The following is a 22,308-nucleotide window of genomic DNA, read 5'->3' as shown; positions in this document are numbered from 1 at the left end:
TCTTAGTAGACGTCCCGCTGATAGCGTTTCTGCTGTTGCATCCGGGACAAGTATTCAGCCGCTTCTTCGGAGCTGAAACCGCCCTCTTGTTCAATAATTTTTGCCAATGTTTCATGAACATCATGAGCCATGCGTTTTTCGTCCCCGCAGACATACACGCTAGCCCCTTCTTGCAGCCATTGATACAATTCTTTGCTTTTCTCAAGCATGCGATGCTGAACATATACTTTTTGATCCGTATCACGCGAGAAAGCGACATCCATGCGCGTTAGAACGCCATCTTTCAACCAACGCTGCCATTCGATTTGATACAAGAAGTCTGTTGAGAAGTGCTGATCGCCGTAGAACAACCATGATTTGCCTTCCGCACCTGTTTCTTCGCGTTCGCCAAGGAATGCACGGAAAGGAGCAACCCCAGTTCCAGGTCCAATCATAATGATAGGTGTATCTGAACTTTCCGGCAATTTGAAATTCGGATTGTTCTGAATGTAAACCGGCAGCGAATCGCCTGCTTTCACTCTTTCCGCCAATTGAACGGAACACACACCGTAACGTTCGCGACCGCGCGCTTCATAGCGTACCGAACGAACCGTTACATGAACTTCATCCGGGAATGCTTTTGAGCTGCTGGCGATGGAATATAAGCGAGCAGGCATTTTGCGCAGAACCGCGATGAATTCAGCTGCTGCAAGCCCTTTTAGCGAATAATCCTGAACCAGATCAAGCAGATCTTTGCCGTGGATGTAGGATTTAAGCTCTTGCTCATTTCCTGCTGCTACAAGCCCGTTCAGGTCTGTATTTACAGTCAATTTCGCAACTTGCTCTACTAAAGGTTTTGTCAGAACTGTAATTTCAAAATTATTTGTTAAAGCTTCACGTACGGAGCGTTTGTCGCCGTTTTTATTAATCGCAACAAGCTCTTCCGCATTCCAGCCCATAGCTTCAATTAATTCCTCGACAAGTTGAGGATGATTTTCCGGATAAATGCCTAAGCAATCGCCTGGCTCATATTGAAGGTTCGATCCCTCCAGGGAAATCTCCACATGTCGCGTTTCGCGGTCCGACCCGCGTCCATTCAGGTTCAAGTTCTCAAGGACTTCAGCCTGGAATGGATTCGTTCTGGAAAACTCAGATTCAGCTGCGCTCGTAGAGCTAACTGCTGCACCTGCTGCTGCCGCGGATGATGCACCTGAAGATGCGCTCAGTGAGCTTAATACGCTGCTCATCCATTCTGCTGCCGGTTCGTCGAAATCAACATCGCAATCTACACGCGAAGCAAGCTGTTTCCCGCCAAGTTCACCCAAACGCTTGTCGAAATCTTTCCCCGTCTGACAGAAGAACTCATAGGACGTATCGCCGAGCGAAAGCACGGAATACTGTAGTCCGTCTAATTGAGGAGCTCTTTTACTATGAAGGAAGTCGTGGAACGAAATCGCATTATCCGGTGGAACCCCTTCGCCATGCGTGCTGACAACAACCAACAAAGTTTGCACCTTTTTCAAAGCATTCGGCTTGAAATCGGACATCGAAGAAAGCGTTACCTGAAATCCTTGTTCTTCGAGCTTTTTGGTAAACTTTTTGGCCAAACCTTGCGCTTTCCCGGACTGTGATCCGAAGAGGACTGTTACTTCTTTCGAAATAGCCGCTACGCTTGGCGCTGCATTAACTGCTGGTACTGCTGCAGGTACTGCGACATTGCCAGCTGAACCCGCCACACCATTCATGGCTGTGAAATAACCGCTTAACCAAACTCGTTGTGATTCTGTTAAAGTAGGCAGTAGACGATTAAGCAGTTCTACTTGTTCCTGGTTAAAAGGACTGTTTGTTACTTGAAGTTCCAACAAAATCCACCTCTCATATGCTGCAGTAATAAGAATTTCCCCAAATAATTTGTCGCATAAAATTTCACTCTCTTGAACCTATCACAGGTTTAGTTGCAGGTCAATTATAATGAATTTATAAGTTCTATCAGATTATCTGATATGCCAAATAAAAGAGCCTTAGCGGCAGTCCCGCTAAGGCTCTATGTAACTTCCCCAATCACAGCCGCATCAACGCCCGGCGTTCTGCTTGCGGCCTGCAATCGGAGCAAACCCCAACGACCCGTCCCTCCTCATCTGAGTAGAAAGCCAGCTTTTTTTGCTTCTTCCGGCAGAAGGAACAAGCCTGCGTATTCGTACTCGTAGAAGTTTTCTTTTTGGATTGATACGACGACATTTGAATGACTTTCGAAGTCTCGACCTTGCCCTTTGCTTTTCGCGTCATTTTAACCACACCATAAATTATCAGTGCGAGCACGGGAATTAGAACAATAACATAGAGCATAGCTCACCCTCCCTGTTTCATATACAAACCTTTCAGCCCACTTGATCCTCCAATGTCGTTAAACACTTATCAAGTGGAAGGTACAACGTCATTCGGGTACCACGACCGGCGCTGCTCTCGAAGCGAAAATAAGCTTCATCGCCATAGTACATTTTCATACGGGCGACTACATTGCGCAAGCCGAACAGATCTTTCTCTTTTTTTCGATCGGTAGAAATGCCTTCGATTGCTTGTTTGGATGCTTCCTCCAGTTTACCACAAATGTAAGCAAGTCTTTCCCGATTTACACCTACCCCATTATCACTAACCTCCAACACGAGATTAGGTCCCTGTAAATAGGAAGAAATGACGAGTTCTCCGCCTTCACTCTGTTTCTCAAGTCCGTGTATAACGGCGTTTTCCACTAACGGCTGCAAAAGGAGCTTCAAAACATGATAAGGCTTGCTTTCCTCCGCAATTTCGTACCTGACGCTAAAGTGATCCAAAAACCGCAGCTGCTGGACTTTAATATAATATGTCAAATGAATGATTGTCTCTGCAACTGAAAAAGTCTCGTTTCCTTTATTCAAGCTTAACCGGAAGAACTTTGACAGATTCAACACCATTTCGCTGATTTCATCTGCCTCATAATTTTTGGCCGTCCAATAGATCGAGTCCAGCGTATTATATAGGAAATGCGGATTAATCTGCGACTGCAAAAATTTCAGTTCCATTTTGGACAGTAATAATTGCTTTTCATAATGGTCGCGAATCAACGTCTTCTGATTTTCCGCCATTCGGTTGAAAGACTCAATCACGTATCCCAGTTCGTCAATCCGTTTATCTTCCAATTGAATGGTAAAATTGCCGGTACGCAGCTGCTTCATCCCATAGGCCAGTTTCCGCAGAGGAGCTGAAATGCCGCGGTAAACGATCCAGGAAATAATAATCGCAAGCATCAAACTGACGACTACAATGCCATAAGTAAACACTTTTAGCGAATCAGTATGGCTTCGAATCTCCCACAGCGGCTGTTCCATCATAATGGACCAACCGGACAGCTTCGACTTGACGCTAATCGTGACCATTTCTTCCCCGGTCTGAGGAGATTTGCGGATCGATCTGACCTCATCTTTTTTATCCCAAACTTGCGCATTGACGCTTGCACCCGTTCCGGTAATCAGATGGCCATTGCTGCCAAATAAGTAAATGTTCGCATTCTTGGAAGGCAAGAGCGGTTTGGCCTGCTCAATCAATGCGCTCTTTTTAATAGATATGATAAGTAAATTAGGATTAATCAACGTTCGATTATAAGGATCCATAGTCCGGATCAAATGTACACTGTCCGCATCGAAATATGACTCCCCATCTTGAGGGGTATAGAAATACGTCCCGCCTCCCGCTTCCATTAATCGCATATACCACTCCTGCTTCTCAGCGCCCTCAGGCAGCTTGCTGCCCCCCAATTTCGTAGAAATCACGGTACGCGATGGCATATGGATTATCGTAATTTGATCAACCATGAGATTAACATTCGTCATACTCGTGATTTGGTCCATCACCTGAGCGAATTGAACAAACGATTGCTTCCTCGGCTCTTGGCCGACAGACTGCAGGGTTGCATTCATATTCATATCAAAAGCAATCAATGAGGAAAGCTGCTCGATATTTTGAAGCGAGAGGTCAATGTAATCCGCCATCGTGTGCAAGGCCCCTTGGGTTCTCTCTCCCGTCTGCACCTCCACGATCATCTGTGATTTGGCAATAGCAAAAAGACTGAATCCGGAAAGCGGCAGCAGTATCAGTAAAAAATACCACGTTAATCTAACCTGAATGAACCCAGTTAACACTTTTCGCAATTTTGGCGCGATGTCTCTGGCCATGTTGGTTCCCTCCATGGGTACCGGATCATTGTCCCGGCTGCTTTCCGTTATCCCGCCACCATTCGTTCACTTCCCCGGTAATCTCATCTCCGCCGGCTTCCTTCCACTTTTTCACAAAATCATCGAAATCCTCGATCGGACTCATGCCGGCGATTATGCGCGTGAAGGTTTCTTCCTGCAGCTTGGAAAGCTTCACTTGATGCTTGCCCATTGCAGGCGTAGGGGGTCCGTTAAAACGATTCTCCATGAGATTGCCCTCAATCTGCTGCAAATTTTCATACAGCTTGAACGGCTCGCCCAGCGCTTTCAAACGATCCCGTGTCATGTCCGGTTCGACCGTGTCCGCCAAAGCCCCATAAATACCTCTATAGCCTTGCTTGATATGCTCATCAAATCGAATGGACAGCTTGCCGCCTGCTTTCGTCCAAACCTCATTTTCAAACCCAAGCTTCAAATTTTGCTGACCTGGTCCTGCGATGAAATCAAGAAATTTGACCACGGATTCTGCCTTCTGGCTCTTAAGAGGCACAACATTATAAGATCGGACGTTGGACGTGCTGTATACCCCGTGTTTACCACTGCGTCCAATTGGAAAATCAAGTGGAATCCATTCCGCTTTCGGATCATTTTTACGGTTTGCTGCAATAAGTGAACGCGTATCGGACCATGCCGCTGAGTAGAGACCGACTCTGCCAGATGCAATCTTTTCACCAAGCACATCAATTTTGTTCAAAGGAAATTCCGGGTCGAGAATATCTTGTTCATACAAACTGTGCAGGTAGGCTAGCGCTTCTTTCATTTCAGGCAATACCCCTGAGTAAACTATCTTGCCGTCTCTTTCGTACCAAGCGTTCATTTGAACCCCGAAGGCCCCCAGAAAAGGTGAGGTTCTCCCTAATCGCTCCAAGATCGAAAGTCCATATGTGTCCTTCTGACCGTTGCCGTCCGGATCCCTTTCTGCAAAAGCTTTCATCACAGTCGTGTACTCCTGCAGAGTCCGCGGTGGACGAAGGCCGAGCTTGTCCAGCCAATCTTTCCTGGCGTAAATCAGCTCCGTCCCTTTCACCTCATTCAGGCTGGGAATCGCATAAATTTTGCCGTCAACGGTTACGTTATCCCACGCTTCTTTAGGGATTTTCGCTTTCAGATTCGCGCCGTACTTATCGATATAGTCGTTCAAGGGTGTGAGCGCTTTTTGATTAACAAAATTTATAAACCAAGAGGGACTGCTTGTATTAAGCAAATCCGGCGGCTCCCCGGACGTCATCATGACGTTCAGCTTCTCATCATACCCATTCAGCGGAGGCAATGTGACCCCCACTTGAACACCCGTATTTTTCTCGATGTAGGCTAGGTACGGATTATTGTTTTCATCCATGCCTTCCGGGAAAACCACACCCAGACTGTTTACCACAATTCGGATGGCGGAAGTTGTATCCTGTTGTCCAGCTTCCGTCTCGTTCTTGTTATCTGCTCGAACGCTGCAGCCAGAGGCGGTGAAACAAGTAACGAACGCGAGAGCTACGAGACTGAACGATTTCGATCTTAGTTTCATTCAACCACCCCTTCAAGCAAACGTTATCCTAGAATCTGCCTCAGAATCGGCGTCAGTCCGTCGGCCATCCGAAGAAAGCCAAGATCAGTCGGATGAGAACCATCTACTGTACATTCATGTGCGTGTTCTCCTAAAAGCAGTGAACCATCGCAGAAATAAATGTTCGTGTCATTTCTCTCTCGCCGCTCCTGTACGGCCTGTATGGAAATCTGTTTGCGGTCCGCTCGATCCTTCGCCATCTGAACATCAAAATACTCTTTCGCATGCGTAATCCGGGATATCACCAAGATAGGTGTTAAAGGGTGCTTCTCACGATAAATCGATATAAAATTCGGCAGCGTTTGCTGCAGCAGCTCCGTGGATACACAGTTCGCCTCGTAGTCCAAAATCAGACAAGCCGGATCTTGGATTTCCGCCAATAGATGGGCTAACTCGGGCTCACCTTTCCCGTTTCCAGAAAACCCTAGATTGAGGAATTCCATATTGAAACGGCGCGATAAAATGTTCGTATAAGACATCCCCGGGCGGGAGGCACAGCCGCCTTGTGTAATTGAGGTTCCATACACAATGATTTTATGATTATGGTCATACGCCGGAGGCTCCGTGATTTGTGCTTCCGGGTCCAAACCGATTAGCACCTGATCTACCCCTTGGTACAATGGAAAATTCAGTGTAATAACCCGTTGTTCCCTGCTCATATCTGTAAATAATACGCTTTCATATTCCGTCAGTTGATGATTGTATTTTGTTGTTCCGTAATAGATTTGTTCGCCGGGACCGCCGATGTAGCAATCAAATCCGCATTGCCCGGTAGCCGGCATATGATACATATCCGCAGCCCCGGTCAGGCGTACCTTGACAGAAAGTGAAACTGCGTCTGTTGTAAAGCGAATTTGGCCGCCGGTCGTGCAGTTGGCCAGCAAATCAACCGCTAGCGGCAGCTCCCACGCTGGTTCTGCTGGAAGCCGGCGATACCGCCTCTCTTCGTCCAACCAGCCGAAGCCGGCTACTTGAAAAGGTTTCTCCATCGGAGAGTGCCATTGAAGACTATTGTCACTAGTCTCAATCTGCATATTCGCATCAAGTTGTACAGCGTTAACGGTTTTTTTATCGCTCATCCGGATAACGACCCCTTTTCGTTCACTAATAAGTACTTCTGTAAAAATTTTCGTCACACGGACGTTGAATCCTTTTTTTCTTTACTTCAAAGGTTATTAAAGTACCAAAAGAAGTCATCGTCCTCTGCTGTGGCTATTTTCCTGCTGTAATACAATGAGAATAGCCTGGCAATCACTGCGCAAACAGGAGATAAGGAGGGATCATTGTTGACAAACAAGATCAATAAATCATACACCGCCGATATTGTCATTATCGGCGGCGGTACCGGCGGGTGCGCCGCTGCGCTTGCCGCAGCCAAATCCGGGAAATCGGTAATTTTAACCGAAGAGACCGATTGGATCGGGGGGCAATTGACAAGCCAAGCCGTCCCCCCCGATGAGCATCGATGGATTGAGCAATTTGGCTGTACGCGTACATACCGCGAGTTTCGCAATGAAGTGCGGGACTATTATAGACGCCATTTCCCGCTTACCGAAGAGGCACGGTCCCGCGTCCATCTGAACCCAGGTAACGGCGGTGTTTCTCGGCTGTGCCACGAGCCACGAGCTGCGTTAGCCGTCCTGCAAGCGATGTTAGCTCCTTATGTTCACAGCGGCAGATTGCAGATCCTTTACCGTTATCAAGTACAGGCGGTTTCTGTTGATGGGGATGACATTCAATCTGTAACGATGAGGCAATTGGAGACAAATGAACTTGTTGAACTAACTGCTGCTTACTATCTAGATGCTACAGAATGTGGGGATGTTCTGCCGCTTGCCGGAGCGGAGTATGTGACAGGAGCGGAATCATTCAGCCAAACGGGCGAGCCCCATGCCGTTAAGGGCGATGCGCTTCCCCAGGATATGCAGGGCTTTACCTACTGTTTTGCCATGGACTATATCGAAGGCGAAGATCATACGATTGAGCGCCCCGAACGCTATGACTTTTGGCGTGCGTACAAAGCTGATTTCTGGCCAGACCGCTTGCTCAGTTGGACCGGTGTCCGTCCACATACGCTTGAAGCTGTCGACTACGAACTATTCGAGGGTACGGAGCGTTACTCCCTTTTCTACTATCGCCGAATCATCGACGCTGCTCAGTTTGAGGAAGGGACTTATCCCGGGAGCATCTCGCTGGTAAACTGGCCGCAAAACGATTACTGGCTCGGCTCTGTCATTGATGTGAGCGAAAACGAACGGCAGCGGCACCTGTGGGATGCCAAGCAGCTCAGTCTCTCCCTTCTCTACTGGCTGCAAACGGAGGCTCCGCGGCCAGACGGCGGAACAGGCTATCCGGGGCTGCGGCTGCGCAAAGACGTGGTCGGCACGGACGACGGGCTAGCCATGTATCCCTATATGCGGGAATCCCGCCGAATTAAAGCCGAGTTTACCGTGCTGGAACAGCACGTGAGTACGGATTGCCGCGCAGATGGCAAAGCAGAGCAGTTTCATGACTCGGTCGGAATCGGCTGCTATCGCATCGACCTGCATCCAAGCACGGGCAATCGGCATTACATCGATATTTCATCCCTTCCGTTCCAGATTCCGCTGGGCAGCCTCATTCCTATTCGGATGATTAATCTGTTGCCCGCCTGCAAAAATCTTGGCGTTACCCATATCACGAACGGTTGCTACCGCCTCCATCCCGTCGAATGGAATATCGGGGAAGCCGCCGGGTTCTTGGCTAGCCGTTGTATCGATCGCAAGCTGAAGCCACGGGACATTCGAAACCAAGAATCCGAGCTTCGCGAATTTCAACGCATGTTGGTCAGCTTCGGAATTGAGCTGGAATGGCCGACTATGCATGCTGTTTAGCCTTACCAAATACATCTAATGATGAGGTGCTTTTTACGATGAGCAAATTACAAGTAGCCGTAATCGGAGCTGGCTCCATTTCTGAAATGCATTTAAGATCCTATCAGGGCAATCCGGATGTTGAGCTATACGCCATCTGCGATTTGAATGAGGAACGCGCAAAAACGAAGGCTGAGAAATATGGCATTAACCGTGTGTTCACGGATTATAAAGAGCTGCTTGCAGACTCGGCGATTGATGCGGTAAGCATCTGCACGTGGAACAACAGCCATGCTCCTATTTCTATCGCTGCTCTTGAGGCAGGCAAACATGTGCTTACGGAAAAACCGCTCTGTAAAACAGTGGAAGAAGCGTTAGATGTTGAAAAAGCCGTTCATCGCTCCGGCAAAACGCTGCAGGTGGGTTTTGTACGCAGATATGCTTCGAATACCGGCATCGTCAAATCTTTTCTGGATCATGGCGAATTAGGTGAGATTTATTATGCCAAAGCTTCCTGTATCCGCCGTCTGGGCAACCCGGGCGGTTGGTTCTCCGACGTGGAACGTTCAGGCGGCGGGCCGCTGATTGATGTCGGCGTTCATGTCATTGATCTTTGTTGGTATCTTATGGGACGACCGAAGGTCAAATCCGTTTCCGGCAACACGTATAACAAGCTTGGTAATCGGGCCAACGTGAAGAACCTCGCTTTTTATAAAGCAGCCGATTACGACGCCACCCACAATACCGTGGAGGATATGGCAAATGCGTTGATTCGTTTTGAAAATGGAGCTTCCATTCTTGTTGATGTCAGCTTCACGCTTCACGCCAAGGAAGATGAGCTTACGGTTAAGCTTTACGGCGATAAAGGCGGCGCAGAATTGGAGCCTGAGCTGTCCATCGTGACTGAGAAATACGATACGATTTTAAACCTGACACCGCAGATCAATAATCTTTCCTTTGATTTTGTGGCCGGTTTTCAGCAAGAAATCAATTACTTCGTCGAAGTGTGCCAAGGGAAAAAGGAGACTCTTTCCCCTGTTCAGGACGGCGTTGAGATGATGAAAATTCTTTGTGGCATCTATGAATCCAGCAAATTAGGAAAAGAGATAAGCTTCTAAACTAAGGATAAAAGTGATGAGAAGGTCAACCTGGAATTAGAGAGAGAATTGGATGAAATCCCATCCGGAGAGCCTGAATAAAGGTTGAATAAACGTGAAAAAGCATCCGTATCCTCCTGTCCGGGAGGGAGATGGATGCTTTTTTTGACGTGACAACCCACTAGACGTTCATTAAGGGAACTGGGGGCCTCTATTTCGAGGAAAACGAGCTTTTTCCTCTCGGAGCGGAACTACAGGGTCTTATCTCGGCTCCCTGGCATGCTTTTTCAGTGAAACCGCGGAAATAGTGGCCCGTAGTTCCACCAACACGTGGAAAATGTGCATTTTCACCGAAATAGCGGCCTGTAGTTCCCACTAGTCGACCTCCAATGTACTAAACAAACAAAAGAACCTGGCGGATCGAACTCCGACAGATTCAGTCTTAGCTACTTTTCTTATCCTGCACCGTCCATCCCATCTAACAGATCACCATACAGCCTACTTCCACCTCATCAGCAATAACAAATTAAATAAACCAAGCTTGAACTCAGCTATGGCACTAATAAGGGAACTCGAATCCTCTATTTCGAGGAAAACGAGCTTTTTCCTCTTGGAGCGGAACTACAGGGTCTTATCTCGGCTCCCTGGCATGCTTTTTCAGTGAAACCGTGAAAAGAGCGGATCGTAGTTCCTCCTACACGTTGAAAATGTGCATTTTCACCGAAATAACGGCCTGTAGTTCCCACTCCCTCCAATGTACTAAACAAACAAAAGAACCTGTCGGATCAAACCCCATCAGGTTCTTTTTAAGCTACTTTACCATTCCTGCACCACTCATCCTATCTAACAGTTCACCATACTGCCAACTTCCACCTCAATAGCCAAAAACAAATTATATAAAACCTAGCTGGAACCCAGCTAAGGCTTCATTAAGGGAACTGGAGGCCTCTATTTCGAGGGAAACGAACTTTTTCCTCTCGGAGCGGAACTACAGGGTCTCATCTCAGCTCCCTGGCATGCTTTTTCAGTGAAACCGCGGAAATAGTGGATCGTAGTTCCTCCTACACGTTGAAAATGTGCATTTTCACAGAAATAACGGCCTGTAGTTCCCACTGGACAAGTCTTTTCGCTCACGAAGGCAAATCCACCCACTGAAACGGTGAGACCGCAGCCTTTTTACCAACTTCCAAAATAGCAGCAATCGCAATCGTTTCCTCCCGGGGAACGGCAGGAACCCCCGTGTCAAAAAAACGAACAAGATTCGCAATAAAAGCCTCGAAAAAATTAGAATCAATTTTCAGAAATTGCGACTCCCCCTGCGCGGAACGCAAGGCCATGCTGAATGGACAGTTAGGGCCATAATGGTTGATTGTGGCCTGGCGTCCATCTGCGAACCCAATAACAAGAGACGGTGCGTTCGGCGTCCCCGTCCACATCACGCGTTTCACATCCGTTCCCATGAGCGCAACGATTGGCTCGACCTGGTGAATCGCATACGTTTCAAAGCTCCCAGGACCCAAAGCGCAAATGGACTCGATTCCCTCCATCTTGAGCTCGGTATACTCCGCAGCAAACCGCAACGCCGAAGTCGAATACATCGGCGTCCTATGCTGCTCTGCGAGCTCAAACATCCGGATGGCGGCAGCCCGGTCCGGCGCAAAGGTTTTGTCGACGTAGGTCGGCTTGCCTGATCGAAGAGGAAGCTGCGACAGCTCTTCATGGAACTCCGCGTGATCCGGCGACAAAACGATCAAATAATCACTTTGCTCGACAACGGATTCAATGGAATCGAGCAGCTGAATGCCTTTTTTCTCACACCAAGCTGAGTTGCTCAGTTTACCTTCGAGATTTGTCTTCCCGTAGGCATAAGTGACTTTCATTCTGCCTTCGGATGCGGTTTCTATCCACTCCGGATATTTCTCCGCATGCCATTCATCCAAATAATAATCAATAAATCCGATTTTTTTCATCTTCTGATCACTCCCTCCAGTCATAAAACCCCCGTGGAAAAACCACAGGGGATGCCGCTTCTTACTTCTTGTTCACTGCGTACCATTCATTGGCCGCTTTCGTCATATCGTCGCCGCCATCGGCTTTCCACTGAGCCAAAAATTTATCATAATTTTCAAGCGGTTCAGCACCCGTGATGTACTTCAGGAAGGTGTCTTCCATTAGCTTTTGCAGCTTCTGGCTGTTTTTGCCGATAGCCTCAAGCGGTGGTGCGAAGGCAAGGGGGTCAACGACCATGTTCCCTTTGGCAGCTTCTTGATTTTTATTAAACGCATCCGTCAAAATAGGATCTTTGCGCACGCGTGCTTGCCAATAGATCGGATAGTTTTTCTCATCCACACCTGTCAGGAACGAAGAAGCGTTATTGTATTGATCATTAAAAATCGGAAGAATCGGGAAATAATTTCCGTTTTCCACTTTATAATGAACGCCTTCTTTACCAATCGATGCTTCTTTATGAATATCTTTGTCCAGCTTCAAATCCAGATACTTGATGATCTCTTCTTTCTTCTCCGCCCACTTCGGAATTCCTACGTAAAAGCTGATTCCAGCACTCGCCATGACTTGAACTTTGCCATCGTCCCCCTTGAGGTAAGGCAGGCTGGCAATTTTGGCGTTCGGCGAATTTTTAAGCAAAGCGTTTTGAACCGTTGGGGCATTAAAATAACCGTTTGAAATAATGGCTGTTTTACCGCTTGTAAAGTTTTCGATGACTTTATTCGCTTGGTTAAGCGACCATTCTTGGTCGATCAATTTCTCGGAGTAAAGTTTTTTCATGAACTCCAAATATTTTTTCATATTCGGATTTTCAACGGTATTCACGAGTTTTCCATTTATATCCTGCCAACCCGTCGTTAAGGTTGATTGTATCATGGTTAGTCCGAAAGTCGGTAGTATTTCAGGAAGCAGCGGGCTTTTACCACCTGACATGGCCATGACATTCTTCTTTTCTTTAATCGTTTTCATCACATTGTACAGTTCATCACGCGTGGTTGGTGGCTTCAGTCCCAGCTCATCCATCCAGTCTTGACGGATGATTAGCGCAGAGTTAACGACCGTTCCTGAACCCGTTTGCGGGATGCCGTAAATTTTACCGTTTAGCTTTGCCCCGTTCCAGGAATTTTGCGAGATCACGTTTTTCATATTGGTTCCGTATTTGTTAACCAGTTCGTCGATTGGCTCCAAGGCGCCTGAAGAAGCCAGTTTCGAATATTGAGGACCCGTGAGCAGCATGAAGGCATATTGCTCCTTATTCGCCATAAGCAGATTCAGTTTATCGTCTGGATTTTCAACCGGCAGCATGTCATACGTGACTTTGTAGCCTGTTTTCTCATTCAGAAACTTCGCCACAACTTCCGCGTTTGGATCAAATCGCGCGTATTGCAGAAGCGCCTTGAATTCCGGCTTGGGTGCATTCGCACTTGCGGTTGTGGCAGGAGCCCCGGATGAAGATGGTGCCGCCGTACCGGACGAAGCCCCTCCTCCACTTCCACATGCGGCCAAAGACGCCGCCAAAGTTGTGATCGACAATACAGCTAAACATTTTTTTAACATGCATATGCCTCCCTTTTATTCGTATCTCAAACAGTGCCCTCGACTTGCCCACCACCACCACCCTTCGAGTAGTTCCAGCCGGCCTTGCAACAATTAACCTTTAACTGAACCAACCAGCACGCCTTTGACAAAATATTTCTGTAAAAAAGGATAAACGATCACGATGGGAAGCGTAGCCAGAATGATCGATGCTGCTTGAATCGATTGCGGTGATACATTCAGCGAGGCATCCACATTTGTGCGCAGAAACGCATCCGTGGAAGAGACGAAAAGTTCTTTTAAATACAGCTGGAGTGGCTTCATATCGGCTGAATTGATATAAATCAAGGAAGTAAAATAATCATTCCAGTAAGTAACGGCATAGAACAAACCAATGGTCGCAAGCACGGGCAGCGATAGCGGCAAAATAATGCGCCAAAGAATCGTCATATTGCTGGCACCGTCAATTTTCGCGGATTCCTCAAGGCTGTCGGGCAGGCCCTCGAAATAATTTTTAATAATCAGCATGTTATACACGTTTATCATATATGGCAGAAAGAGCACCGGTAGTTTATCGATCAAATGTAGGGTGTGCATGAGCAAATAGGTTGGGATCAAACCGCCACTGAACAACATCGTGAATAAATAGAGGAGGATAAAAAACTTACGTCCCCGCAGCCTCGGCTTCGAGAGCGGATATGCGGCTAGCGTTGTCATAAATAAAGAAAGCAGTGATCCAATCAACGTCACCGTGATCGAAATCGTGAATGCGTTCATAAACATCGCGTTTCTAGCCACATATTGGTAAGTCCCTATTTGAAAATCGATGGGATATAGGGATACCATGCCCGAAACAACGGCCGCCTCACTGCTGAGCGATTTGGCAATCAGATTAACAAATGGAAATATCGTCGAAAGTCCTAATAAGAGGAAGAACACATAGTTGAGCACGGTAAACACTTTTTCGCTGAGAGAAGTGCGAATAACGCTTGTAGCTTTAGCGACTGGAGATTTCACAGTTTGATTAACTTGCATGACATGCCTCCTTTCTCCCGTTTACCAAATACCGCGTCCAAAAAACTTTCGCGCCAATTGGTTTCCCGTAAGTATTAAAATAAAGGCAACCACCGATTCAAACACGCCGACAGCGGTTGAAAAACTGTAATCCTGCTCACCCAACCCGACCCGGTAGACATAGGTGCCTATCACATCAGCTACGTTATATACGCTCGGGTTGTACATTACGAGAACTTGTTCCGTCCCCGCTTCCAAAACGTAACCAAGCCGGAGAATAAACATCAGCAAGATGATAGGGAGTAAGCCGGGAAGCGTAATATGGAGGATTTGTTTCCACCTGTTGGCGCCATCGATTTTCGCTGATTCATAGAGCCCCGGGTCGATGCTGGCCAGAGCAGCCAAGTAGATAATCGTATTCCAACCCGTCTCCTTCCAGCCTGCGGATGATACCAGAACCGATCGGAAGATATGGCTGTCCAGAAAAAAGCGAACGGGTTCACCGCCCATAGCGACGATCATTTTATTGACGATTCCGCCGTTGGTGGACAGCAAATCGATGAACAAGCCGCTGACAATGACCCAGGAGAGGAAATGCGGCAAATAAATAACCGTTTGGACACTTCGTTTGAATGCCATATTTTTCAATTCATTCAGCAGGATGGCGATTACGATTGGAAGCGGAAAAAGAAAGACGATTTTATAAATCGAGATGGCTAACGTATTCTGAAACACCTGCAAAAAGCTATCGGAGGACAACAATTTCTCGAAATGCTTCCATCCTACCCAAGGACTTGCGGACATGCCTTCAAAAATATTGAAATCCTTGAAAGCAATAATAATCCCGTACATCGGCGTGTATTTAAAAATCAGCAGAAATGCGATACCGGGAATGAGAGCCAGATACAGATCCCAATCCTTCCGGATATCGATCCACAATCGCCGTGTATAGCTCTTTTTTTCGTTATTTGGCGTAAGCATAACAGTTTCCTCCGTTGCGGTAGATTCTCTCAAGCTGCCCGCTCCTTCTTGTCTGTCAGTTATAGATTTAGTGTATCATCCGCCGATTTAATGCGAATTAGAGTAATATTACTTGTTTTGGTACTTTCAGTACTTCTCGATCGAGTCACGGCTTCACAAGATGAAAAAAACCTCCTCCGATTAGGAAGAAGGTTTTATTCGAGTAATGAAGAGGAAATCAAGACCGAACTTCCCCCGGGGTTACCCCCCAATATTTACGGAATACTCTTGTAAAATAACTCACATCCCGGTACCCGACGGCCGCAGCAGCATCATAAACGCGAACGCCTTCTTGCAGCGTAGTCTTTGCCCGCTCCATTTTTCTTTCCATCACATAGGTCGAGAACGCTTTCCCGGTTTCCTGCTTGAACAAACGGCTTAAGTAAGAGGAATTGACATACAGCCGATCAGCTACGGCATGCAGCGTCATCTCCTGGTCGATTTCATTTTCAACGAGGCTTAGAATCGTTTTGATCATATCGTGGCTTGTTGATTTTCGACGTTCTCTGGCATAGCTTAAATAAGCTTTGATCATCCTTTGCAGCCAAATGAAAATTTGCTCTTTGACCATCAACTCCCGGTGATTGTGGAAATAAACATAGTCTTCTCCTGCGACCTCCCGCACGGACCATCCCTGTTTTTGAATCATACGTACAAAAAGACTTTCGAAATATAATATATGCTCATGAATTTCCTCAATGGTTTCCGCTTTGGCCATGCCTCCCTCCCATAATGCGGAAAGAATATCAGCCGCCTTATCGTCTTCTCCCGTTTCAAGAGCGATCTCCAGCGCTTTCTCCAAATTCGGCTGCAGCACGAACTCCGGCTCTCTCCCTTGTATTTCTTGATAGGGTATAGCGAGATCGTGACCCAGCATAATCCGGTTCTGCAACGCCCTGACAGCCTGCACGTACAGCTTGTTAAGATCCTCGCAACCGCCTATCGTCCCGCTAATTCCCGCGCTCGCCGTAAGTCTGAGGCAGCTTAGAACGGTAAACAGCAGCTTCTCCGTCAGCATATTTATCCTTTGCAGAGCTTCCTTTGGAGCCTCATCCCCTGAAAGCTTATACACGACAACCGTATAACCTGCATAGTCCGAAACGACCCAACAAGGTGTGGATTGCAAATATTCCTGCACGATGCTTCCGAGTGAAAATTGGAGCAAGGACATATCTTTCCTGCTGAATCGGGTTTCCGTATCCGGCAGCGGGTCCATATCGACAACAGCCACTGCAAATTGCGCGCCCTTCGGCATGTTCATTTGAAGATACTTGCTTCGCTGTTCAATCTCCCACAACTCGAATTTACCTTTCAGCCATCCTTGCAAAAAGTCGTTCACCAAATAAGGGAGATGCTGCTCCCATTTCTGTTTCAGCTCATCCTCGTTATGGCGCTGTTCCAGTTCTGATCTCAGCTTCTCGGCCGCTTCGAGTACCGTCTCCAGAATTTCCTCGTCACCAGCCGGCTTCAGCAAGTATTTCATGACTCCTATTGATAGCGCCTCCTGCGCATAAGCGAAATCATCATGCCCGCTTAGCACGATGATCTTCAACAAAGGATCGCTCTGACGAAGCTGTTTCGCCAAAGTTAACCCATCCATCTCCGGCATCTGTAGGTCGAGCAAAATGATTTCCGGCTTTTTGCGGTCGATGAACCGCAGCGCTTCCATTCCGTTCCCTGCTTGTCCGACGACTTCAATCCCGTGTTTGTCCCATGGAATGTTGTTAGCCAGCGCATTTCTGAGGCGAACTTCGTCTTCCACAATTAATAAATTCATGAGATGAACTCCTTCATGGATACGTTTTGTATGGAACTTCATTCGCTTCAGGTACTCGCTTTTCCTGCGAAAAGCTTTGGATAAAAAAAGGATCGAAAAGGCTGCTTCAGCCCTCTCCGATCCCTCATCTTCTCCGTCTTTACTTTCTTTGCAATTGAACGCCGATTCTGCCGTCAAGTACGCTGACTTCAAACGTCTTCAACCAAATCTTCTCGCTGAACAGCGACTTGCCGGTTCGAATATCGAATTCCCAGCCATGCCAGGGGCAGCGCAAGATCTCCCCTTTTTTACCATACTCATATTCGTAGACGTCTGAAGGGAGCGTCGTTCCAGAGACGAGTCCGGCACACATGGGCGCACCTTGATGCGGACAATAGTTGTTGATTGCGTAATAGGCACCGTTAATTCGGTAGACGCCGATACTTTTTCCCTCGATTGTGACGACGGCGTGCCCGCCTTCGGGTACTTCGTCTACACCAAGCACATAATGTACCGTCATATGCTCCTCCATCAATTAAAGGTTATATAAGCTTTTGGCGTTTTCATAAAAGATTTTCCTCTTGGCTTCGGGCTTTAATCTTCGCAGTATCATATCCGGAGAATCGAAATCCCAATGCGGATAATCGCTTGAATAGAGAATCATATTCTCTGCATCGATCATATTGAATAAATCAATCAAGTGCTGCGGATTGTCCGGCTCTTCGATGGGCTGCGTCGTCAAATAGCAATGCTCGCGAATGTATTGACTCGGCATCTTCTTGAGCCATGGGACTGTGGAGCGCAGCGCTTTATAGTTCTTATCCAGCCTCCACATCAGATGCGGCAGCCAAGCAATTCCACCCTCGGTCAGCACGACTTTCAGTCGAGGGAATTTCTCGAAAACCCCTTCGCATACCATCGATACGAGATGAGCCATGAACATTTGAGACAGACAGGTATGCCACTCAATGTAACGAGACGGGTATCCAGCCGCTGTAGGTGCTGTTGAGCCGCCACCGCCCTCCGCTCCAGGATGGAGTGCGATAGGAAGACCATTGCGTTCCGCCGCCTCATAAATCGGATGGAATTGGCGTTGGCCGAGAGGCGCGCGCGCCGCACTGGAAATCATCACCTCGACGAAGTCGGGATGCCCTCCCATCCGGTCGATCTCTCTTGCAGCGAGATAGGGATCCTGCGTGGCGACAGCCAAAGCGCCCTTAAACGCCTTATGCTTGCCAAGCCACTCAGCGGCCAAAAAGTCGTTATACGCTGAGCAAATCACAGCTGCAAAGTCCGCATCATGCGTCGTTGAAATGTTATACACAACGCCCGTTAGTATGCAGTATTCAACGTTATAACCTTCCAGCAGCTGTTTAATCATCAGATCCGGGTCAGAACCTGCTTTGCCCCCGCCCGGCGGAATGGCATCTTTCTTCATGACGCCAACCGGCGAGTAGTAACCTGAACCGGAATATCCGATTCCTGTTGCTGCAACGCGAGAACGCCAAGGCTCAGCCAGGTACGGCAGCAAATCGGAATCGTTCTGCTCATTGTGGACATCTACATCAATGACCTTCATCTTTTCGGCCATCTTCATCCCTCCATTTCGGAGGCCCGTTCTGAGAAAATGGGCCTCCTTACAGTACCAGTGCGATTATTTTTTACCGTATGTGCGAGTGTAAGCGGCATTGTACATATTCAGCAGGTCATCTGCGCCGAGCTTTTTCGTTTGATCAATAAATTCTTGCCATGTTTTATCGTTAATCGGTGTTTTACCAGACACGAATTCCGTCAGCTTTTGTTCCAAATATTTGTTCAAGTTGTTCAGCTTCGATTTCTCCAACTCCAACTCTTCACTGGTTTTAACGATCTGCTTTGGTGCCGGGATAATAACCGATTCATAAAGCTTGTTAATCGCTTTGCTCTTATCGCTTAAGCCGCTTTCCCATACTGCGCGGGATTTGGCATTGTCCAGCGTAATCATGTCATACCAGACGCCCCAATCTTTCCGCAGTGTTGTAAATGGCGACGCCCCGAAATCCTTGTTGTACACAGGCACACCGTTTGACTTCGTATACGTTTTGCCCTCGATTCCCAGGGATAGATAATTCGAACCTTCTTCACTGAGCAGGTAGTCAAGGAATTGGACGGCTCTGTCTTTATCTTTGACCTTGGCGGAAATCGCGCGACCTGTAGCGCCTACAACCGAACGCGAGAACTGATAGTTCTTGATGCCGTCAGCAGCGAACTGCGGAATCGCATCCAGTGTGTAATCGGCAATTCCTGCTTTACGTCCTTTATCCATAAGCGTCTCCAGATCGGCCTTCCAGAAGAAGGTAACCAGCGATTTGCCCTTTAGAATCCGTTCCTCCCACTGCGCTTGCGTGATCATCGAGAATTCAGGATCCAGCAATTTCTCGTTATACAGTTTGTTGAGGAAGATCAGAGAGTCCTTATACCCTTTGTGGTAAGGTGCAAAAGCATATTTATCCGTAGCCGGATCAACGTTATAGAAGCCGTGAATGCCAGTGAAGGCTCTGCCGAACGTCGTGAATAGCCCTGTATCGCCTGTAATTGCGTTATTGATCAATGGGTATGTATCCGGCTGTTTTTCTTTCAACGTTTTCAGGTACTGGTAAAATTCTTCCACGGACGTCGGCGCTTTCAAGCCGTATTTATCCATAATGTCCTTCCGGGTATACCAGATAAAGTTGAACCCTTTGCCTTCGGCGTCGCCCTCGATAACCGGCACCGTGTAAATCCCTCCGTCGGCTCCCGTTGCAACAGCCTTGGCTTCCGGATATTTATCGAAAAACGCCTTCATATTCGGGGCTTTATCCATGTAATCCTTCAGATTCAGAAACACTTTATCCGGCCCATGCTGTCTGCCTTCCAGTGTATCTACCTGAATGAAGTCAGTAACCGCATTGGTCGCAATCATGATCTGTTTCTTTTCTTTCAGACCTTCCTGACTGACCACTTGAAACTCCACTTTCACGCCGGTTTTTGCTTCGATTTCCTTGAAAATTTCCCAGTCTTGACGTACTTTCCCTTCCGGACGGTCATAAGCCAGCCAGGAAAAGGTGATCGGCTTCTTGGACTCTTCTGCTTTTTTGCCATCCCCGGATACAGGCGTATCTTTTGACCCACTCGTACAACCTGCGACCAAGCTGGAAAGCATAACGGCGGATACTGCTGCTGCTACTGTTCTTTTTTTCATGGAAAAACCTCCCCAATGTGTTTAAAAGGCTGTTTTAAAAACGTCGTTACTAGCTAAAGTCGCAATGGCAATCCAATCTTACCCTTTAATACCGCCGATCATCGTACCCTGAACGAAATATTTCTGGATGAACGGGTACACACACAGGATCGGGAGCGTAGCCATCATAATGATCGCGTACTTCATAGTTTGCAGCAGGCTCATATCGCCTTCTCCCTGAATCGTCGTACCGGCTACGAGGATGTTCCGCAGCATAATTTGCAGTGGATACATAGAGCGGTCGTTCAAGTAAATGAGGGCATCGAAGAAAGCGTTCCACTGGTTCACAGCCGTGAAAAGTCCGATTGTTGCCATAACAGGCATCGAGAGCGGCATAACGACTCGCAAAAGCACCTGCAGCGAAGAACAACCGTCAATCGTTGCTGCATCTTCCAGCTCTTCCGGCAAAGCTTCAAAAAACGTCCGCATGATGAATAAATACCATGTGCTGATCATCGAAGGCAGAACGATGGCCCAGATGGAGTTCAACATGCCCAGCTTTTGCACAACGAGAAACGTTGGGATCATCCCTCCGCTGAACAGCAGCGTGAATGCCGCCATCATCAAGATCAATTTGCGACCGGGCAGCCATTTTTTCGCTAACGGGTAGGCCATAGCTGCCGTTGTAATCAACGTCAGAATGACATGAACGACCGTGTAACGGATCGTATTCCAGTAGCTGATCCATAGATCTGAATTTGCTGCCAACTGCTTATAAGCGACCAGCGTTACTTTCTTGGGTAAAAGCAGAACATCACCACTTGAAACCAGAGCGTTATCGCTTATCGAAGCACTAAACACATAGACAAGCGGATAAATCATTACAAGCATAAGAAGGATCATAACCGCATAATTCATTGTGTCAAAAATGATGGAGGCTGCTGACTGTTTGATTTTCAATAGAGTTCCTCCTTTACCACAAGCTTGTTTCTGAATGTTTTCGGGCTATGCGGTTTGCGCCGATGACGAGAATGAGACCGATGACGGACTGAAATAATCCGACTGCTGTTGCGAAGCTGAAGTCTGCATCCAAGATCCCTCGCCGATAGACGAACGTGTTTATCACATCAGAGGTTTCGTAGTTCATGGAGTTGTATAAAAGCAAGATTTTCTGAAACCCTGTTTCCATAAAATGGCCTAATGTCAGAACGAACAAAATAATCATCACGGGAACCATACCGATGAAGGTGATATGGCGCATCTGGTGATAACGGTTCGCTCCGTCCATTTTCGCCGCCTCATACAAGGTCGGATCGATCCCGGCAATCGCTGCCAAATAAAGAATCGTCCCCCACCCGATTTTTTGCCATATTTCCGAGGAGACATAGATTGCTCTGAACCATTCAGGCAGACCAAGGAATAGAATCGGCTCCATGCCAAATACTTTCACCAGCAAGAAATTAATGATACCGGTTTGCGGCGACAGAAACGTAACAAGAATTCCCGCTATAACGACCGTTGATAAAAAGTGCGGCATGTAGCTGATGCTTTGTGCGATGCGTTTAAACATTTTGTTCTTCAGCTCGTGAAACAAGATGGCTAGAATGATTGGCGCCGGAAAATGGAACAACAGGTCATACACATTTAACATGATGGTATTGCGAATCAGTTTCCAAGAATCCGGATTGACATAAAAAAATTCGATAAAGTGCTTAAATCCTACAAACTTACTGCCCAAAATTCCTCTGCCGATCGAATAATCCTGAAAAGCAATGACGACCCCGTACATAGGCACATACTTGAAAATGATGTAGTATAAAATCCCCGGCAGCATTAACAAATATAACGCTTTATGTTTCTTCAATACGTACCCTATCCCATTACGCTGCTGCATACTGCCTCCCCCCTCCTCCTTTCGGAAGTTGATGGCCTTACTATACCGAGAGCGGAGCATTCACGTAAAGATCGCATAATTACCTCGTGTCTCTTTTTTTGCAAGCCCGATTTTATGCGGTTTCTCGGCGGTTTATTAGCGGTTTTTCGGTG

Annotated in this window: 17 protein-coding genes; 2 read left to right on the top strand and 15 right to left on the bottom strand. The window is 47.3% G+C overall.

The genetic code is table 11. The annotated features are described in order from the left end of the window. Nucleotides 1-2: 2 nt before the first annotated feature. The 5 genes from ACKTT9_RS17295 to ACKTT9_RS17275 form a co-directional block, all read right to left on the bottom strand. On the bottom strand, nucleotides 3-1,841 hold the full coding sequence (locus ACKTT9_RS17295) for an assimilatory sulfite reductase (NADPH) flavoprotein subunit (protein WP_407872533.1): 1,839 nt from the start codon (nucleotides 1,839-1,841) through the stop codon (nucleotides 3-5). A gap of 199 nt (nucleotides 1,842-2,040) precedes the next feature. Further along, nucleotides 2,041-2,325 carry a hypothetical protein gene (locus ACKTT9_RS17290; protein WP_407872532.1) on the bottom strand — a complete coding sequence of 95 codons (285 nt, stop codon included), beginning with the start codon at nucleotides 2,323-2,325 and terminating at the stop codon, nucleotides 2,041-2,043. A gap of 32 nt (nucleotides 2,326-2,357) precedes the next feature. Continuing rightward, nucleotides 2,358-4,187 (bottom strand): sensor histidine kinase, encoded by a 1,830-nt coding sequence (locus ACKTT9_RS17285; protein WP_407872531.1) that lies wholly within the window; start codon nucleotides 4,185-4,187, stop codon nucleotides 2,358-2,360. Between the two features lie 25 nt (nucleotides 4,188-4,212). Next, a complete protein-coding gene (locus ACKTT9_RS17280; protein ID WP_407872530.1) occupies nucleotides 4,213-5,742 on the bottom strand; it encodes an extracellular solute-binding protein in 1,530 nt (509 codons plus the stop codon). A 23-nt stretch (nucleotides 5,743-5,765) separates the two neighbouring features. Beyond that, a complete protein-coding gene (locus ACKTT9_RS17275; protein WP_407872529.1) occupies nucleotides 5,766-6,917 on the bottom strand; it encodes an SGNH/GDSL hydrolase family protein in 1,152 nt (383 codons plus the stop codon). A 162-nt stretch (nucleotides 6,918-7,079) separates the two neighbouring features. On the opposite strand from ACKTT9_RS17275, the gene ACKTT9_RS17270 reads away from it, so the two are divergent. Together ACKTT9_RS17270 and ACKTT9_RS17265 are read left to right on the top strand one after the other, a co-directional pair. Further along, nucleotides 7,080-8,654, top strand: coding sequence for an FAD-dependent oxidoreductase (locus ACKTT9_RS17270; RefSeq protein ID WP_407873057.1), 1,575 nt, complete (start codon nucleotides 7,080-7,082; stop codon nucleotides 8,652-8,654). Between the two features lie 38 nt (nucleotides 8,655-8,692). After that, nucleotides 8,693-9,751, top strand: coding sequence for a Gfo/Idh/MocA family protein (locus tag ACKTT9_RS17265; protein WP_407872528.1), 1,059 nt, complete (start codon nucleotides 8,693-8,695; stop codon nucleotides 9,749-9,751). A gap of 1,109 nt (nucleotides 9,752-10,860) precedes the next feature. On the opposite strand, the gene ACKTT9_RS17260 is transcribed toward ACKTT9_RS17265, so the two are convergent. The 10 genes from ACKTT9_RS17260 to ACKTT9_RS17215 all read right to left on the bottom strand — a co-directional run bounded on the left by ACKTT9_RS17260 (nucleotide 10,861) and on the right by ACKTT9_RS17215 (nucleotide 22,156). After that, nucleotides 10,861-11,700, bottom strand: coding sequence for a hypothetical protein (locus tag ACKTT9_RS17260; RefSeq protein WP_407872527.1), 840 nt, complete (start codon nucleotides 11,698-11,700; stop codon nucleotides 10,861-10,863). 61 nt (nucleotides 11,701-11,761) lie between these two features. Then, nucleotides 11,762-13,294 carry an ABC transporter substrate-binding protein gene (locus ACKTT9_RS17255; RefSeq protein WP_407872526.1) on the bottom strand — a complete coding sequence of 511 codons (1,533 nt, stop codon included), beginning with the start codon at nucleotides 13,292-13,294 and terminating at the stop codon, nucleotides 11,762-11,764. A 93-nt stretch (nucleotides 13,295-13,387) separates the two neighbouring features. Next, nucleotides 13,388-14,308, bottom strand: coding sequence for a carbohydrate ABC transporter permease (locus ACKTT9_RS17250; RefSeq protein ID WP_407872525.1), 921 nt, complete (start codon nucleotides 14,306-14,308; stop codon nucleotides 13,388-13,390). Between the two features lie 21 nt (nucleotides 14,309-14,329). Beyond that, complete coding sequence (locus ACKTT9_RS17245) at nucleotides 14,330-15,268, bottom strand: ABC transporter permease (protein WP_407873056.1); 939 nt, start codon at nucleotides 15,266-15,268, stop codon at nucleotides 14,330-14,332. A 217-nt stretch (nucleotides 15,269-15,485) separates the two neighbouring features. Beyond that, entirely contained in the window at nucleotides 15,486-17,084 is a 1,599-nt protein-coding gene (locus ACKTT9_RS17240) for a response regulator (protein WP_407872524.1), read from the bottom strand. Nucleotides 17,085-17,223: 139 nt separating this feature from the next. Further along, complete coding sequence (locus tag ACKTT9_RS17235) at nucleotides 17,224-17,583, bottom strand: Rieske (2Fe-2S) protein (RefSeq protein ID WP_407872523.1); 360 nt, start codon at nucleotides 17,581-17,583, stop codon at nucleotides 17,224-17,226. 15 nt (nucleotides 17,584-17,598) lie between these two features. After that, on the bottom strand, nucleotides 17,599-18,660 hold the full coding sequence (locus tag ACKTT9_RS17230; protein WP_407872522.1) for an amidohydrolase family protein: 1,062 nt from the start codon (nucleotides 18,658-18,660) through the stop codon (nucleotides 17,599-17,601). Between the two features lie 57 nt (nucleotides 18,661-18,717). Continuing rightward, nucleotides 18,718-20,283, bottom strand: coding sequence for an extracellular solute-binding protein (locus ACKTT9_RS17225; RefSeq protein WP_407872521.1), 1,566 nt, complete (start codon nucleotides 20,281-20,283; stop codon nucleotides 18,718-18,720). Nucleotides 20,284-20,361: 78 nt separating this feature from the next. After that, complete coding sequence (locus ACKTT9_RS17220; protein ID WP_407872520.1) at nucleotides 20,362-21,222, bottom strand: carbohydrate ABC transporter permease; 861 nt, start codon at nucleotides 21,220-21,222, stop codon at nucleotides 20,362-20,364. Between the two features lie 13 nt (nucleotides 21,223-21,235). Further along, complete coding sequence (locus ACKTT9_RS17215; RefSeq protein WP_407872519.1) at nucleotides 21,236-22,156, bottom strand: ABC transporter permease; 921 nt, start codon at nucleotides 22,154-22,156, stop codon at nucleotides 21,236-21,238. Between the last annotated feature and the right edge of the window lie 152 nt (nucleotides 22,157-22,308).

Source organism: Paenibacillus sp. P36, assembly GCF_045866505.1.
In the GTDB taxonomy this organism is placed as follows: Bacteria; Bacillota; Bacilli; order Paenibacillales; family NBRC-103111; genus Paenibacillus_E; species Paenibacillus_E chondroitinus.
Note: the sequence above shows the minus strand (reverse complement) of the source record. Positions and strands in the feature narration are given on the sequence as shown.

Bases quoted from the DNA above. Each gene is read 5' to 3' on its own strand.
- ACKTT9_RS17250 (WP_407872525.1), bottom strand. From the start codon at position 14,308: ATGCAAGTTAATCAAACTGTGAAATCTCCAGTCGCTAAAGCTACAAGC.
- ACKTT9_RS17230 (WP_407872522.1), bottom strand. From the start codon at position 18,660: ATGAAGATGGCCGAAAAGATGAAGGTCATTGATGTAGATGTCCACAAT.
- ACKTT9_RS17225 (WP_407872521.1), bottom strand. From the start codon at position 20,283: ATGAAAAAAAGAACAGTAGCAGCAGCAGTATCCGCCGTTATGCTTTCC.
- ACKTT9_RS17245 (WP_407873056.1), bottom strand. From the start codon at position 15,268: ATGCTTACGCCAAATAACGAAAAAAAGAGCTATACACGGCGATTGTGG.
- ACKTT9_RS17265 (WP_407872528.1), top strand. From the start codon at position 8,693: ATGAGCAAATTACAAGTAGCCGTAATCGGAGCTGGCTCCATTTCTGAA.
- ACKTT9_RS17235 (WP_407872523.1), bottom strand. From the start codon at position 17,583: ATGACGGTACATTATGTGCTTGGTGTAGACGAAGTACCCGAAGGCGGG.
- ACKTT9_RS17215 (WP_407872519.1), bottom strand. From the start codon at position 22,156: ATGCAGCAGCGTAATGGGATAGGGTACGTATTGAAGAAACATAAAGCG.
- ACKTT9_RS17290 (WP_407872532.1), bottom strand. From the start codon at position 2,325: ATGCTCTATGTTATTGTTCTAATTCCCGTGCTCGCACTGATAATTTAT.
- ACKTT9_RS17260 (WP_407872527.1), bottom strand. From the start codon at position 11,700: ATGAAAAAAATCGGATTTATTGATTATTATTTGGATGAATGGCATGCG.
- ACKTT9_RS17280 (WP_407872530.1), bottom strand. From the start codon at position 5,742: ATGAAACTAAGATCGAAATCGTTCAGTCTCGTAGCTCTCGCGTTCGTT.
- ACKTT9_RS17255 (WP_407872526.1), bottom strand. From the start codon at position 13,294: ATGTTAAAAAAATGTTTAGCTGTATTGTCGATCACAACTTTGGCGGCG.
- ACKTT9_RS17240 (WP_407872524.1), bottom strand. From the start codon at position 17,084: ATGAATTTATTAATTGTGGAAGACGAAGTTCGCCTCAGAAATGCGCTG.
- ACKTT9_RS17285 (WP_407872531.1), bottom strand. From the start codon at position 4,187: ATGGCCAGAGACATCGCGCCAAAATTGCGAAAAGTGTTAACTGGGTTC.